The organism is Rothia sp. HMSC068E02 (genome assembly GCF_001813565.1).
Classification (GTDB): Bacteria; Actinomycetota; Actinomycetes; order Actinomycetales; family Micrococcaceae; genus Rothia.
In genome coordinates this window covers 639,471-654,999 of the sequence record NZ_KV812882.1, presented here as the reverse complement: position 1 = coordinate 654,999, position 15,529 = coordinate 639,471, and the positions used below count along the sequence as shown (strand labels likewise).

9 protein-coding genes are annotated in these 15,529 nt (G+C 58.2%); 1 reads left to right on the top strand and 8 read right to left on the bottom strand.

All coding sequences use genetic code 11. The annotated features are described in order from the left end of the window. From HMPREF2919_RS04305 to HMPREF2919_RS04270, 8 genes are all read right to left on the bottom strand, one after another. Positions 1-2,092, bottom strand: a 2,092-nt coding sequence (locus tag HMPREF2919_RS04305) for an HtaA domain-containing protein (RefSeq protein WP_049355205.1), incomplete at its 3' end; no start/stop codon positions are given. Positions 2,093-2,271: 179 nt separating this feature from the next. Beyond that, positions 2,272-3,750 carry an enoyl-CoA hydratase gene (locus HMPREF2919_RS04300; protein ID WP_246824049.1) on the bottom strand — a complete coding sequence of 493 codons (1,479 nt, stop codon included), beginning with the start codon at positions 3,748-3,750 and terminating at the stop codon, positions 2,272-2,274. Between the two features lie 474 nt (positions 3,751-4,224). Then, entirely contained in the window at positions 4,225-6,054 is a 1,830-nt protein-coding gene (locus HMPREF2919_RS04295) for a hypothetical protein (protein ID WP_246824048.1), read from the bottom strand. 433 nt (positions 6,055-6,487) lie between these two features. Continuing rightward, positions 6,488-8,293, bottom strand: a complete 1,806-nt coding sequence (locus tag HMPREF2919_RS04290; protein WP_070666395.1) for a propanediol dehydratase — start codon at positions 8,291-8,293, stop codon at positions 6,488-6,490. A gap of 297 nt (positions 8,294-8,590) precedes the next feature. After that, positions 8,591-10,591 (bottom strand): adhesin, encoded by a 2,001-nt coding sequence (locus HMPREF2919_RS04285; RefSeq protein ID WP_070666392.1) that lies wholly within the window; start codon positions 10,589-10,591, stop codon positions 8,591-8,593. A gap of 740 nt (positions 10,592-11,331) precedes the next feature. Beyond that, positions 11,332-13,215 (bottom strand): LPXTG cell wall anchor domain-containing protein, encoded by a 1,884-nt coding sequence (locus HMPREF2919_RS04280; RefSeq protein ID WP_070666390.1) that lies wholly within the window; start codon positions 13,213-13,215, stop codon positions 11,332-11,334. A gap of 539 nt (positions 13,216-13,754) precedes the next feature. Further along, positions 13,755-14,555, bottom strand: a complete 801-nt coding sequence (locus HMPREF2919_RS04275) for an SDR family oxidoreductase (protein WP_070615890.1) — start codon at positions 14,553-14,555, stop codon at positions 13,755-13,757. 135 nt (positions 14,556-14,690) lie between these two features. After that, complete coding sequence (locus HMPREF2919_RS04270) at positions 14,691-15,005, bottom strand: hypothetical protein (RefSeq protein WP_049342077.1); 315 nt, start codon at positions 15,003-15,005, stop codon at positions 14,691-14,693. A 204-nt stretch (positions 15,006-15,209) separates the two neighbouring features. Between HMPREF2919_RS04270 and HMPREF2919_RS04265 the strand changes: the two genes are divergently transcribed. Continuing rightward, on the top strand, positions 15,210-15,524 hold the full coding sequence (locus tag HMPREF2919_RS04265) for a hypothetical protein (protein WP_049342078.1): 315 nt from the start codon (positions 15,210-15,212) through the stop codon (positions 15,522-15,524). The last annotated feature ends 5 nt before the right edge of the window (positions 15,525-15,529 follow it).

Genomic DNA, 15,529 nt, shown 5'->3' with positions numbered 1-15,529 from the left:
TCGGCTCAGCGGTGGGAGCAACGGTCGGCTCAGCAGAGGGTGCCTCGGTGGGCGCAACAGTCGGCTCAGCGGACTTAGTGGGCTCTGCGGTCGGCGCCTCGGTCGGAGCAACAGTCGGCTCCGCAGTCACGGTAGGCTCAGCAGAAGGCTCAGCAGAAGGCGCGACGGTCGGCTCAGCAGTCGGTGCCACGGTAGGCTCAGCAGACTTAGTCGGCTCAGGTGCCTTAGTCGGCTCAGGTGCCTTAGTCGGTTCAGGTGCCTTGGTCGGCTCGGGTGCCGGGGTCGGTGCCGAGTTCGCTGCCAGGCGGTTCAGCCACAGCTGATCCTCATAGGTGTTCGGGTTCTCGAAGCTGGTCGGGTAGATAATATCGCCGTTGGGCAGCTCGAGAGCGTTGTAGCCGCCGCTCTTGTCGGTCTTGCGCATCGAGGAGAGCACCACCTCGTTCACCTTGTTCAGGTTGTCATCCATGAACACCAGGCGGGAGCCGGATGCGTCCACCACGACCACGTTACCCGCGCGGGTCAGGAACATGGTGGCAACCTCGGTCTTCTCGAAGCCCTCAAGAGTTGCGGACTCGCGGACCACGCTGAAAGTGCCGTTCTCGTACTTGAGAATCTGCACCTTACCGCCGTACCAGTTGTTCCAACGGTAAATGTAGCCCTTGGGGCTGACCAGGGTCGAGGGCAGGGCGGTGTCGTAGCCTGCGGGTGAAGAGTTCGGCACCAGGGACACGCCGTTGCTGCTCATGTGCAGCAGGTGACCCTTCTGAACCACCTTTTCGCCGGCCGCATCGTAGATGGAAGTCGACGGCGCGTACACGAAGCTGCCGTCGGGCAGCGGTGCGAGGGTCACGGTGTTGTTGGAGAACGAGTCGCCGTAGTACTCGTCGAGCGAGTATGCGTTCACAACCTGCGGGTCGATAGAGTCGGGCTTCGGCAGAGCCTGCGAGGTTGCCTTGCCGGATGCGTCAATGATGGTCAGCTTGCCGCCACCCTGGCCGTCAACGCTGACGATGCCCCAGGTGTTGTTGGCGGGGTTGTAGCCGATTGCCTTGACGGTGTTGGCGCCGAGCTCTGCATCGGAGTAGGTACCGGAGGAGACGAGCTTACCCTCAGCCGTCACGGTGTACAGCTCGGGCTTGTTGGTCTCGCTGCCGATGACGAGCATGCGGTTGCCGTCAGCGTCCACCGCGAAAACGCCCTTGATTGCCTTCAGGACGCCGGTATCGGTCATCTTCAGGTTGGAGCTGGTCAGCACGGTGTAGGTGGTGTCGCCACCGAAGCTCGGGGGTGCCACGTGCACGATGTGGTTCTGGCCCAGACGTGCGGTGTTCTGGGGCAGGCTCACACCCGCGCCGGTGTTGTAGGACTCGGCGACGCTGTAGGCGCTCTTGGGGGTGTTGGCTGCGCTACCGTTGTAGGAGATGCTCAGCGGGTCGAGGCTGGCGCCTTCGTTGTAGAAGTCGGAGAAGGCGTGGTTACCGTCGGCGGTCAGGTTCGCGGAGATGCCGCTGATGCTGACCACGCCGTCCTTCTCGCTCTGCTTGGCGGTGCCGGTGCTCAGGGTCGCCATCTTGACTTCCATGGGGCCCTCGAACTTGCCGGAGGCGTAGTTCTTGGTGCGCACGGTCATGTAGAGAGAGCCGGTGCCGTCAGCGAGGTTCAGTTCCACGCGGGGGTTGGAGAAGGTGAGGTTCAGGGCGCAACCAGTTTCGGGGTCCTGACCTTCGGCGCAGTGGCCGGTGAACCAGAGGCGGCCGGCAGCCTGCAGGGTGACCTGCTTGCCGTCTTCAGAGACGGTGGTGGAGGTCGGGGTGAAGGTGAACTGCTTTGCGGTTGCGTCCCAAGCTGCGCCGTCGGTCATTTCGCGGGGCATACCGTTGTAGGACAGGAAGGATGCGCGCACGCCCCAACCGAAGGATGCGCCGGCGCTTACCTGGTCGCCTGCAGCGACGTTCTGTGCGGCAACGTTCTGGGCGGCGATATTAATGTTCTCGGCGAGAACGGGTGCCAGGGGTAGGGCGACAGCGCCAGCGACGGCGAGGGCGCAGGCTCCCTTGGAGAGGCGGGTGCCAGATGTGAAAATCTTCATTGGTGTGTATCCATACTATCGACACTGTTAGGACAGGCTTACTATATCGACAGTGTGTACATTTCTCAAGATACACACCAAATGAGCCATTTTATGACAAAACATCTCACAGCACACCGACAGGGCAATACCCCCTCAACATGCAACAGGGGCCGCCACCACCCCCAACTCCTACGCGACTAATCCTTCTTCGAGGTATGCATGCGTGACATGCCCAAAGCACCCAGAATCAGGCCACCACCCAGGGTCACCAAAATCGGCAGAAGAGGCGAGCTCTTATCCATGTTGCGGGTAATCTGCGCCTCCGACGCCTTCACACCGTTCGGCGATCCAGGCTCAGTACGAACCTGAGAGGAAGAACCGTTCAGAATCGCGGCACGGCGAGACTGCGCCGCCGAATCAGTACCCGAAGGTAGGTTAGATTCGGGGGTCGCGACCTCAACAGGCTGCGCCTCCCCGGTGCGGTACCCCAGCGCCGAGGAAGACGCGGTGGCAGAGCTACCGGTAGCGCGCGGAATAGAAATCGTGGCGTCATTAGTACCCGGAGCCATGGCGGTATCAGCCTGAATACCGCGGGTCTTAGACGTGGAACCCGTAGCGGGTGCATTCGCGCCGGATGCGTCCGCAGTCTCAGAGGTAGATGCGGAAGGTACAGCAACCGGTTTCTCCTCGTTCACAGACGAAGAACCGGACGATGATCCACCGCCCTCAGAAGACGCCTGAGTCACCGTAAAACGCACCGTATTGAGCTGAAGGTTACCGTCACCGGCAGCATCAAAAGCCGCCACCAGGTACGTCCTACCAATCTGTAGGGACGCACCGGGCACACCAATCACCGCTTCGAAAGCGCCCGCAGAAATAGATTCCGGGCCAACGTGCACAATGGCGAGCGCGTCACCCACGGTGTTGCCATTGGAGTCGATTTCCATGACGATCAGGTCGTAACCCTTGTCATTCTGGGGGAAGTTCGTGGCACGGACTGTGACCGGCTTCGTATCATCCTGAGAGTCACCCTGCGAGTCCTGAATGGACAGGTGCGCCTTGCCCTTGCGCTGGTTCATCGGGTCGTACACGCTATTGTCTTCGGAGATAACGTACTGGCCAGAATCTTTGTTCTGCGGGTTGTCTACGGTACGGCGAACCGCGTCACCGTTCGCATCGGTGGATGACGTAGCGGTCGGCGAAGGCAGGTTTACCGCCTCGGGACTTGGGGTAACAGTTGCGTCAGCGGTTTCTGCTTCTTCACGCTCAATATCGACCGGAGGTTCGGTGGGCTTTGCTTTGCCGTTGCGCGGGTCAGCAGCCTCTACCAGGCGGTTCCCCCGCTCGGTCACAAAAAATTCGTAGGAGACACCGTGCGCGGTATCCTCCAGAACGATTACGTACACGACGTTTGAGTCCGTCGCCGGGCTCATCCGGAGGCGAAACTCCCCCTCCCTGGTCCCCTCAGTTAGGGTCGGGCTTTCCAGGACGGAGCCACCGTACTCACCGGAAGGGGTGTAGAAGTTCACGTCAACCAGAACGCTGGAGGCCTCCAGATCTTTAGGGAAACCCGTCCAACGTAGAAGATAGCCGCCATCCTTGAGCTGCGCCTTCATGGTGATGGTGGAGGCGGCGCCCTGTGCCTCCTGATTGTCTTCAGCCTGGTTCGCGTTCAAGGTCGCGGTTTTTTGCACGGCAGAGTGCGTCGTGACGGGTGCTTCCGTTGCGACAGAGGGTACAACAAGCCCGCACTGAAGCCCCGCAGCCAAAACGGTTGCGGTGACAATACGGTGCTTCGCTGAATAAATACTCATGCAATGCGTCTTTTCATGGTGGAAATGTGCTTGCTACTGCCCGTTCCTCATGTGCCGCGCGGACCCCCGAGTGCGCCATACACCCGGATTCGTCGTACCATACTCCGCTTCATATTTCAGGTGAAGAAGACCTGACAATAGCTCGCATCTATTTATCGGTTATTTCAACCCTATCACGAACCTTAAGGTTTATTCACGCGAGGGTAGAGTTTTTTTGAACACCCTGAACGCACGACTCGCCCCCGCGATCTGCACCAACAGATAGCGGGGGCGAGCATTCCTCATGAAACAACGAACATACTATGCGATGCCGTCGAAAAGCACGGATTAGGGGCGTTAGCCGCCGAGGACTCCCCTGCGGTGAGCCATCCACGCGGCACCAACCACCAGCGCCAAACCGGCGCCTCCAAGAGCCCAGAAAGCTACACCGTGCTGCGCAACCTCTTCACTAGCGGGAGACGCCGCCGAAGCTATAGCCTTCACGCCTTCCTGACGATCATTATTCGCGTTAGAGTGCACCTGAGTGGTGGTCGAGTTCACCGTAGCTGAACGATTATTAGGCTCCGAATGAACCACGGGGGTGAAACCCTTATTTCCGTTACCAGAAGCTGCCGACGCTGCCTTTTCTTCATCCGTCAAAGCATCCAGCTTCGCGGTAGCAGCGATAGATGCCGGATCAGAACCCGAACTGTACGCCGAAATCTGATTGGTGCGAGTCGGCTCAAAAGCCGAACGCGGAGCCATCGTACGTGCCTGAGCCAAAGCCTGCAGAGCCTGACGCTGACGCTCAGCCTTCGCTTCCTTTGCCTTGGACATGGCGCTCACCGCATCCAGAGTGGAGCGGGGTGCGCTCGCGGCAGACTGACCCGAGCCCGACTGGGTGTCACCAGAACGAGTCGAGACGGCGCTAGTAGCAGCGGAGGGGCTACCCTGAGTGGCGCCGGTCGCCTCGCCCGCATTGGCGCTGGGCGTGAGCGATGCGCTTGCATCCTGGCGGGGCGACTCATCCTTCGTCAAGGAGGTTGAGTTGCCGGTCGCCTCACCACTGACCTTGAATCGCACCGAGACAACTTCTTCCGCATACTCAGTATCGTCCGCATGCACCAGGTAGGCGGTGTACACCGAGCCGGTCTTCAGAAGAGAGCCGGGCATGCCGACCTCTTCCTTGAACGCGCCATTCACAATGCGATCAGAGCTGATGTGCGTAATGGACAGCGCATCACCCTTATGGTTGCCACTCATATCGGTTTCAACCACAATCAGGTCGTAGCCAGCCGCATTCGCGGGCAGACGCGCTGCACTGATAGTCACCGGCTTGGTTTCCTTATCAGAGCGAACCTCAGCATAGGCGACCTTCAGTTCCGCAACACTCAGGGTCTGAGTATCGCGAGAAGAGGTCGATCCGCCGGGGACCTGCTCCAGCTTCTGCGTGTGGGTTTCAAGGTTGGGGTTTTCAGCGGACTCAGAGGGAACCTCGGTCTTAACCTTGTCCTTACTGCCCTTCTGGTCTGCAGACTGCTGGGTCTTCTGCTCCTCTTCGCGGAGCTTATCCAGCGTCTTCAGTTCGTCAATGGTCGGCACCTGGTGGGCAGTTTCCTTCTTATCCACCATTACCTCGTCAGAGTCGTCCTCTACCGGGATAGTATGCGGAACGAGGGAACCCTCAGAAATCATGAATTCGCCATAGCCCTCGTCAGAGGTCGTCAGGTCCATGACGCTCATGGAGTAGTAGCCCTCCTGGGGCATCTGCGGCATCTCAAAGGTGACAAGCATCGAGCCGTCGTCCGCACGCTCAACCTGCATTGCGGAGGGCTCGTAGGTGTCAGACCCAAGCAACGTGCCAGTGGCGTCGTAGTACTGCATTACCAGGTACACCCTAGAGGCATCGCCCACGTAGCCGCCCTCATAGAGGGGCGCGAGCTTAATGGTTGCCTGACCGTCCTTGATGGACTGAATCTGAATCTCAATGGTATCGACCTCAATTTCGAGGTCTTCGTAGGGGCAGCTTGAATTAAATTCGCTATTAACCAGAGCCGCCAGGCAATCATTCACGTTAATTGCTTCAGCCTCTACTGCGGAGGCGCCAGGAAGCACAAAAGCGCTTGCACCTAAAGCGGTTGCAAGCGAAAGAGCATGAATGCGTTTCGGAAGTCGAGTGATAGTCATGTGCGCCATTTCGATCGATGTAGGCGCAAAGCGTGGACTAGGGAAGGCTCACCACAAGCCGGTGTTTCTATCCAAGTATTTGCGCACCAGTACGTCGGTTACACCCTAGCCTAACACGGATATTGCACTTAATGTTGCATTGCATTCATGTGCTAAAACTTTATGTCGCAATAATTGCCGAAATAAAAGGGAGTTAATTACTTTACTGAGATATATATAACGCAAAATTCGAATGTCAAAATATATTCCCCAGAGTGCACCAAAAAGAAATTTTTACACCACCCCAAGGCGCACCAGACCACCGCGCAATAGAGTCAAACATCCGGGCACACAGAAGGCGCCCCACCAAACACGCACCCGACAGAGCGCCTCCCACTCAACAACTCCCCTACAGAGAGCCACGCCTCACAGCGCTAAGCAACAAATAGCTGAACTACTCAGCACCCAGCTCCTCAGCACCCTCGAGACGGCGACGATACACATTAACCGCAACAGCAGTACCCACAAAGGCAACCGAACCCAGCAGAGCAATACTCAGCGGCAAGGTACCCTCCGGCAGCGGGCCATTATCCTGAGCGCTCGCCTCCAGCTTCGAACCGGCAGAATCACCGCGCGACTTCGAGCTACGCGTATAGAAACTACCCGAGCCTGCAGCACCCACATTCTCCTGAGGCGAAGCAACAGTCACCGTCTCCCCCTCAGCAGACTGGTAACCCAACAGATTCACCACGGTACGACCCGGCAACATCACCGCATAACCAGACATCACCATCGTCGAAGGAACCACCGCAGTCTCAGCTACAGAACTACGAGCCTGCGCGGTAATCGCACGCGCAGACTGCTGCGCCTGCACAATGTAGCCCAGAGCGCTATCCACCGACGGGATCTTAGCAACAGAATCAATCACCAAACCCTGAGCGTCCGCAGAGGTATCTGAAGAGCCCACGCGACCCGAAGGGGCCGAAGGGCTCACACGCTGATTCGCATCAGAAATCATCGGAATCTGCGGGCGAACAACAGTATTCGTAGGCTTCGGAGCCGGATCAACAGGAACCGCACGCTGAATCACGCTCACACCAAAAGCACTGGTCGCCATGAGCTGCAGCTCCTCAGTGGAGTTACCACCCACCACAACCACACGATAGCGCTTACCCGCATTCAAAGAGGTACCGGGAACCTTCAAATCAGCAGAGAAAGAAGCATCAGTCACCTGCTGAGGGCTCACATGCGTGGTCGCCAGCGGCGAACCCACGGCACCGCCATCAGCAGGCATCTCAAAGACCATCACGTCATAGCCCAGGCCACTCTCCGCAACGTTCCTAGCGCGCACGCTAATCGGCTGCAGCTCATCCGATCCGCGCAGCTCTGCGGTAGAAATTTCCAGGGTCGCCTCACGGGTCTCCGCGGGAGCCCGATCGGAGCGGGAGTGCACCAACAGACGATCCTCGGTCACCTCAGCGGGTGCCGCATCATTGGTAGAAGAACTCACCGAAGCAGAAGCACTGGCAGACGCACTCACCGAGGCGCTAGCAGATGCACTCGCAGAAGGACGAGCCGAAACTTTCTGCGATGCAGACGGCGCTTCAGAAGGTACCGGGGCGACCGTCGGGCGCGGGCTATCCTTCGCGGCACTCGGGGATGCGCTGGGGCTCAGGGACACCTCGGGGGCAGGATTCGCCTCCACGCGGTTAGCACGGGGAACACCGGGGGTGTCCGGGAAGAAAATGTTCTGGCTGCTAGCCATAATCTCGTCGACTGTTACACCGTACTCGGGCATAAACTCAACGGAGACAGTCTCGCCGTTGCTCAGATTCTCAATTTCCACCATGTACGGCTGCTCAACGTTGAGGCGCTGGTGGATGCTCAGCTCAATATTGCCTTCTTCATTCTTTGAGGCAGTCATCTGGGCTGCGGGTACGGTCATGGTCGCCACAACGCCATCTTCAACGGAGATGGCGGACAGGCGAACCCTCAGATTCTCCAAAGAGGTTACACCGGTCAACGACAGCAGGGTGTAGTCATTGCTCTGAGCAACCAGGTCCAAGGTAATGTCGTGGCTAACCACATCGGCGGCAACGGCGATGGGAAGTTCAGGCTTCGGGGTCTGCTGAGTCTGCGCGTGAGCGGCAGAGGCAAAGGTGGCGGGGGCCAGAGTTGCAGGCGCGACGGAGCCACCCAAACCGAGGGCGGCAGACGCTACTAGCGCCGCGCCGCGAGCAGTTCGCTGCGTGGAAAACATGGTCACCTATTTTCGTGAGTGAGTGTGATGAATCGTCGTGTGACTCCTGCGCCCAAAGGTCGGAAGTAGGCGCAGAATAACGGTTCTCTGATATCGGTGACCGGAGGCGCTTCACAGCGACTCCTCACCTCGGGTGAACGAGGTGGTAAAGAGTGATAGTACCGTCTATGACAGCACTCTAAATTATAGGTATAACCTTAGAAAAAGTTAAAGATGTAGGGGCGCCCGAATCTTGCATTTCGGACATCCCTACATCTATATGCGTATTTTGCCTAGTGGGGCAATAATTACCCCGTTTTAGCGGCGAGAACTGAGCTGCATCTCACTACGGCGACGGCGGCTCAAACGCATACCGGCAAGCAGTGACAGCGATCCAGCGGCACTAATGACCAACATATTGGAGGCGCCGGTAGCCGCCAACTGCTCGCGCTTCTGCTGGGCACCGGAGGCAACCTTCTGGGAGCCAGATGCCTGTGCTTCGGCCTTCTGCGCGTTGCCCTTCTGCGCTTCAACCTTCTGTGCAGAGGCGTTCTGTGCAGGGACATTCTGCGCGGGAGCACCCTGATCACTAGCCGGAGCGTCATTCTTCTGCTCAGCGCCGCTCTCCCCCGCTTTCTGCTCGGTAGCAGAAGCCTGATCAGCCGCAGGCTCAGTAGGCACCGAAGCATCGACCGCGGGAGTCTCGACCGCGGGAGTGTCGGCTGCGGGAGCCTCGACAGTGGGCGCATCCTGCTCAGGGGTAGTGGGCAGGGGGGCTGCGGGCTGGCTATCCACGCCATCGCGTTCGACAGTAAAGCCGCCATTGACCATGCGCACAGTACCCTGCTCATCCTCCGCCACAGCACTCACACGGTAGGTAGTGCCGGGCTTGAGTGCCGAGCCAGGAATCTGCACCTGGGCAGTGAAAGCACCGGAGGCATCAATCTCAGAGACATCAGCCGAAGCAATCACGCCGCCGATTGCCACACCGTATTCGTCGACAGCACTAACCATCAGGTGTACCGAGCTGACACCGGTGAAGCCCTCGCCACGCAGGGTCAGGGTCTTAGCTGAGTCGTTTTCAGGAACTACGGTTTCTTCTACGTGCAGGCGGGCGGTCATCACGGGGTTAGAGGTGTTGTTCTGTTCTTTAGTGGTGTCGTGGACGCGGTCAAAGACGGTATTGCGCGGCAGGCTGTAGTGGCGGCGCAGGTCATCCTCGGGCAATACGTGGTCGAACTTCTCGGCGAGGCTCACGGCAACTACCTGCTCAGAATCAGCCTGGGCGTTCTGCGCGGGCTGCGCTTCCTCTGCAGGCTGCTTCTTCTCGAACTGTGCCTGCTCCGCCATTGCACGCTCAGCGGTAGCAACCGGAGCGGAGCCATTCTGTGCATTCCAACCATTCATGAAGGGAACCTCAACTTCCTGGGCGGTGTAACCATTAGCGGCAGAGGGCGCAACCTCAATGCTCAGCACGTAGCGCAGGTCTTCGTGAACAGCCTGCACTTCTTCCAGCCTGGATCCGGGCACTTCAATGCCGTCCAGGAGGGTGCCGTTCATAACGTCGGCACGCGCGGGAGAGGCAGCGAGCAGGATGCGGTTACCCTGGCTATCCAGGGCGTAGGTGTAGGTCATGACTTCAAAAGCCTGCGCCTCACCCAGACCGGTGACCTTGTAGACGACAAGGTTCTTATCCTGCGGGATTTCCAGCTGCCCCGAAAGAATCTGAGCATTGAGCGGCTCATCCTGAGTATTTGCGGGCAGCAGCTCCAGGGGTGCGGAGGAGTTGTAGGAGGGATCCTCCGTCGCGTAGCCCTTGGCAGGGTCAACCACGGCAGTTGCGACAACGTACTGCTGGTTGGGGTCGAGGGTACCTGCGGGCAGGGTCAACTGGGTGCTGAAGCGGCCACCGTCCACATCGAGTTCGGGCACGAGGGTCATCGTCACTGCGGAACCGCGCCCCAACGCGTAGAGGGGGTACTGGCGGTATTCGCTCACGTACACCGCCACACCGTAACGTTCAACGGCACCGCCGGTGAAGCCTTCACCGGTGACGGTAATGCTCTGGGAGCGCGCGGGGTTAATGACAACACCCTGCTCGACGTACACCTGCGGGGAGTTCTGGGTAGCAACGTTTTCGATGGGGGTTGCGTTTACAGCGGAGGGAGGATTGTCGAGTTCCACCGCAGTCGGTGAAGCCATTCCGCCGGTATTCTGCACCTGCACATCTGCGTGCGCAGCACCAACACCGGTGACGGACAGGACGGAAGCAGCAATAGCGGCTGTTGCTCGGGTTTTTGAGTGAGCGGGTTCGGGCATGAAACACACCTTCTTCTGTGAGTGTGAACGATACCCTCCGGAGGGTGCCACGGATTGAAGATGGTTGGGTACCTCTTCAGGAATGAACGCTATAACGCACGGACTAGTCATAACATTCATGTAATGGTGGAAGTTGCCGCGAAGGGAATCGCTCTATTTATCGGTAATTCCACACTAACAATACTTTTTAGGTTATTGCTGTAAATACGCTTTACGTCCTGACTATTTTCTTGTGCAATAACCCACATGGAATATTTTTTACTCTCCGGAACAGTATCAAGAGCACTCAAATTGCATGGACTAGGCGAAATTTTTCAACTCTCCCTTGAGGTTCAAGGTTTTATTGCATGCATATGCAGTTTTAATGGATTTGAGATAAAAATATTCTGCACATTCATGCATTTAATTTATTTCTTTTAAGTGAAAAAATGCAGGTCACAGCGCCTTTTCCCGCACATTGATTAAAAGCGTGCGTACCAATAACCACGCACAAAATAAGTCGACAAAATCATTCCGTTACGTCAGTCTGCACCCCCAATACGGAAGAGCCCCCCTCTCACCCCGCTTGCCGCACACACCTTGCCACACACAACTACCCCCAGATCCAAAGAACAGCTCAACAAAACTACTGGCACGCAAAAGTGCCGTCAATACTCTAGAAAGAGTATTGACGGCACTTGAATCACTCACCTTGCGGCGAGTATCAGATATTCAGAGCCTAGCCTATAGAGGCTGAGCTATTAGAGGCTGCGGCGGCGCAGGAGCATCAGTGCAGCACCAGCAATTAGAGCTGCGGCACCAACGCCAGCGATACCTGCAACGCCCTCAGCACCAGTGTGAGCCAGCTGCTGCTTCGAAGAGGAAGAAGAGGTCGAAGACGAACCCTTGGTGCCGGAGACACCTACAGTGTGACCCTTGGAGCTAGAGGAGGTAGCAGCAGAAGCGTTGCCAACCTTAGCCTTGGGTGCCTGAGAAGAAGGCATGCGGGTCTCGGTTACGACAACCGAACCGTCTTCGCGCATTTCAGCGGTGAAGACGCTGGTGGTGCCGTCGCCGTTATCGCGAACGGTGGTGTTCTCGTCCTCGGTAGCTGCCGGCAGGGTCGGTGCGGGGTTGTTCGCATCGCTCACGGTAGCGGTGGTGACTGCCACCTGGTGTACCGGGCCGTTGGGGTCGCTGGTTGCCACCATTGCGTATGCGTAACCGGGCTGCAGCAGTTCAGCAAGAACGCTGACCTTGACGCGGAAGGTGCCGTTCACGATTTCAGAAGCGGGTACGTCGTGGGTTGCCAGAGCGTCGCCGGTGATGTTGCCGTTTGCATCCAGGCGGAAGATAGCGATCTGCACACCGTTAGCGACGGACTCGTGGGTGAAGCCGGAGCCGTTGAAGGTCAGGACGTTGTACTGATCGTTCGGGTTCAGGGAAGCGTCCTCGGTGGTGAGGGTTGCGTTCTCGGGTGCTGCGGGAGCCTCAGGAGCAGGGGTCTCGTCAGCCTTGGGGGTCTCAGCCTTGGGGGCTTCCGGAGCAGGAGTTTCTTCCTTGGGGGCCTCAGTCTTGGGAGCCTCGGGTGCCGGGGTTACGGGAGCGGGAGTCTCGTCAGCCTTGGGATTCTCAGGCTTGGGAGCTTCAGGGGCGGGGGTCTCTTCGGTCTTCGGAGCTTCGGGAGAAGCGGAATCGGTGACCTTGAAGGAGGAGAGAGCTACGAGCTTCTGATCGGGCTGACCCTGCGGGTTGCTGACAGCAACCAGAGCGTAGGATGCGCCTGCGGGCAGCTTGCTTGCCTCAACGGTGAACGCGGTCTTGAAGGAGCCGTCCTGAATCTGGTCTGCAGACACGGAAACGGTAGCGATAGCATCGCCGGTGACCTGCTTGTTCGCATCCAGTGCGTAGATGCTGACCTGAACGCCGGGACCAACCTTCTCACCGTAGAAGCCGGTGCCAACAACGTTCACGGTGTTGAACTGTGCATCACCGGGGAAGTGAGCATTCTCAATAACGACGGAGGGATCAGCCTGCTTTGCCTCGGGAGCCGGGGTGGAGGGGGTGGTCGGCTCAGGGGTTGCAGGAGCAGTGGGGGCAGGAGTCTCTGCCTTGGGGGTTTCAGCCTTGGGAGCCTCGGTTGCCTCAGCCTTGGGGGTCTCAGCCTTGGGGGTCTCGGTTGCGTCAGCCTTAGGAGCCTCGGTAGCCTCAGCCTTAGGAGCTTCGGTCTTGGGTACTTCAGCCTTAGGTGCCTCGGTTGCAGGAGCGGTGGGGGCAGGGGTCTCAGCCTTGGGTGCTTCGGTCTTCGGAGCCTCAGCCTTGGGAGCTTCGGTTGCCGGAGCAGTGGGGGTAGGAGCCTCTGCCTTGGGAGCCTCGGTAGCCTCAGTCTTAGGAGTCTCTGCCTTGGGAGCCTCGGTTGCCTCAGCCTTAGGTGCTTCAGTCTTAGGAGCCTCAGCCTTGGGAGTCTCGGTTGCGTTGCCGCCGGGCAGGGAAGAAGTCTGAGAAGATGCCTTCTGATCAACAACCTGCTGCTGCTGATCGGCGGGTGCTTCTGCCGCAAAGGTTGCCGGGATTGCTGCCACAGAACCAGCGGTAAAAGCTGCCGCAGCTGCGATCTTGTAAACGCGACGGGTAGTCTTCGACATTTTTCCTCGATCTCTGAATTATCGGTGGTGAACCTACGCGGTGTGCCTCCGTCTTTGAGGGGCGCGCAGATTCACACATGGGTGTGACTGCTAAAAGGCTAACACCCAACTCTGAGTCTTCTGCCCTCTTAATGCCTGCTTTAAGTAACTGTAATGAAATCGTTATAAAACCACCCCTCAAGTTGAGGGTTATTACAGACCAATTATGGTGTTTTGTGGTCATATACTGACATGTGAACACCGGTAACCCTACATTTTGATTGCATTTGAAGAAAATATAATACTTTCCATAGATGATTTCACCCCAACTATTTCACCATGGTGAACCTTAAAGTCTCACGTACCACTTTATAGTTCCATCAAGTACTCCTTGATACCTCTCCCCCACCTATTCCCGCCCCGCTTGGCACCCGGATCAAAGCTCCACACAAGCCACAGACCTCCCCGCGTACAAACAAAAAGCCTCGCCCGCATCCTAAGAATCAGGAATGCAGGCGAGGCAAGTTACCCCCGCATCAGCGGACGCAAGAGCACAAAGCTTAGCTCTCCTTGCGAATCACCTTGAACTGGCTCGGCTGCGCCACCGGGCGAATCGTAATGCGGTCAAGGTTCACGTGGTGCGGAACGTTCAACGCAAAGGTCACGGTCTGCGCTACATCCTCGGCGGTTAGCGGCTTCTCAACGCCCGCGTAGACGCGCTCTGCAGCTTCCTTAGAACCCAGACGATTTAGGGAGAACTCCTCGGTGTGCACCATGCCCGGGCAAATCTCAATCACGCGAACGTTATGTTCCGCTTCTTCCAGGCGGAGCGCCTCGGTCAGGCCGCGAGCGCCGAACTTCGCCGCGTTGTATCCGGCGCCGCCCTCGTAGCCGTGCTCGGCAGCGGTGGAGGTCAGATTCAGAATCGTGCCGTGACCATTCTGGCGCAGTGCCCCGCTGAAGGCACGGACCGTATTCAGGATTCCCAGCACGTTCATGCGGTACATCTGCAGGTAATCTTCAGGCTTACCCTCCGAGACGGGATCCAGGCCGATGGCTCCCCCGGCAATATTGACCAGGGCGTCAACGGTTCCCTGCTCACCCAGGATCTGCTCGGCGGCAAAAGCAACGGCGGTCTCGTTGGTTACGTCGCAGGTGACCGGATGCGCCCCGGTCTCCTGCTGCAGGGTGTAAAGACGGTCGGTGCGGCGAGCCAGAGCGTACACCGTCCACCCGGTGGCAACCAGCTGATGCACGGTAGCTCGACCAATTCCGCTGGACGCGCCGGTCACCACGGCAACTTTGCCGACGCCGGTCGTGGGAAGAAAAGGAGATGCAGGAATGTGGGTGTTCTCAGTCATACTTTAATCCTAGTAGAGTGATGCCCGCGGGTGCTCTGTTCGAGCAGACTCGCGGGCATATATTTTGAAATTTTCGATAGTGAGATAGGTACCCGCCGCCGTTCAGAACAAACGATACAGACACCATCACCCGTGCTACTTGCGGCGGCGCGGCAGACCCCAGCGGCTCCTGCCGCCGTCACGGAATCCGAGGCGGTGCTCAAAGTACACGGGCGAGCTACTACCGGTCTTCACGGTGTCCGGGGGAACCGTACCCTCGCGTGCAGACATGAGATAGAGAATCGCGGCACCGGGCATGAACGCAATCAGAGGCAGTACGAAACGCATACGCGCCTCACCGTAACCGCTACGCACCGTCAAATGCCAGACGCACAACGCAACCAGCACCAGGTGCAGTATCAGCAGAACGGTTTCAGACGTGCCCAAACCAAAAATACTCAGAGAACTCATTGGCAACTCCTCAAAGGTCGTGTATCTTCAGTCTACGCCGCGCCCGCTCTGCTGAGAAGGATTCGTGGGCATTGATACTGCAGATTTTCGCGCATACACTGCAGGTAATCAGGGGCAGCAATATTAGGGGGTCTCTCCCCCATTACCGTTTCCACCGAGTTTGTCACTGAATCGCCAATTACTCCTCATATAGGGAGCCTCCACATGACAGCAACACCGCACCAGCACATCACCGACCTTAAAGAGCAGCGCCGCACCCTCCAGCAGCGGGCGCGCAGCATCCGTGCCACCACCGGACTCCCCTACAGTTCCGAAGTTCACCTACTGCTCGGGCAGAGCTACCTCGACCCCGCCAGCTGGCAGGAGCTCACCGCCTCCGGCGGGGTACGCGCCGCAGTGCGCAGGGCACAATTTGTGAGCCGGTACCGGCACCTCCTGGCGCGCCTAGAAGCCGCCATCGAGCGGTACGAACAGCACGGTGCGGCGCAGAATTCCCCTGGAGCTGAGAGAATGCCGTGAATATG